Annotated in this window: 1 protein-coding gene; it reads right to left on the reverse strand. The window is 41.6% G+C overall.

Annotated elements, in window-relative coordinates; all coding sequences use genetic code 11:
* The coding region (gene tuf / locus BQ5209_RS10365) for an elongation factor Tu (protein ID WP_085248753.1) at nucleotides 1-1,100 on the reverse strand (1,100 nt) is incomplete at its 3' end.

Genomic DNA, 1,100 nt, shown 5'->3' on the forward strand with positions numbered 1-1,100 from the left:
ATTGGGTGAATTAATGATACTGTCATTTTGATGTTATCACCAGGCATTACCATTTCTACGCCTTCTGGTAATTCGATAGTACCTGTTACGTCAGTTGTACGGAAGTAGAACTGTGGACGGTAACCTTTAAAGAATGGAGTATGACGACCACCTTCATCTTTGCTTAAGATATACACTTCTGATTCAAAATCAGTATGTGGTGTGATTGAACCTGGTTTTGCAAGTACTTGACCACGTTCGATTTCTTCACGTTTTGTACCACGTAGTAATACACCAACGTTTTCACCCGCACGACCTTCGTCAAGTAATTTACGGAACATTTCAACACCAGTACACGTTGTTTTAGTTGTCGGTTTGATCCCCACAATTTCAACTTCTTCACCAACTTTGATGATACCGCGTTCAACACGTCCTGTTACTACTGTACCACGACCAGAAATTGAGAATACGTCTTCAATTGGTAATAGGAATGGTTTGTCGATATCACGCTCTGGCTCTGGAATGTAGCTGTCTAATGCTTCAGCTAATTCAACAATTTTGTCTTCCCATGCCGCTTCGCCTTCTAACGCTTTTAGCGCTGAACCGCGAATAACTGGTGTATCATCACCTGGGAAATCATATTGAGATAGAAGTTCACGTACTTCCATTTCTACTAATTCTAATAACTCTTCGTCATCAACCATATCACATTTGTTTAAAAATACGATGATGTAAGGAACACCTACTTGACGACCTAAAAGAATGTGCTCACGAGTTTGTGGCATAGGACCATCTGTTGCTGCTACAACTAAGATAGCACCGTCCATTTGTGCCGCACCTGTGATCATGTTTTTAACATAGTCAGCATGGCCCGGGCAGTCTACGTGTGCGTAGTGACGAGTTGGTGTGTCGTATTCAACGTGTGAAGTGTTGATGGTGATACCACGTGCTTTTTCTTCTGGTGCGTTATCGATTTGATCGAATGCACGTGCTTGACCGCCAAATTTTTTAGCTAGTACAGAAGTAATTGCCGCAGTTAAAGTTGTTTTACCATGGTCAACGTGGCCGATTGTACCAACGTTAACGTGGGGTTTTGTACGTTCAAATTTTTCTTTAGACAT

This window comes from Gilliamella mensalis (assembly GCF_900103085.1).
Classification (GTDB): Bacteria; Pseudomonadota; Gammaproteobacteria; order Enterobacterales; family Orbaceae; genus Gilliamella; species Gilliamella mensalis.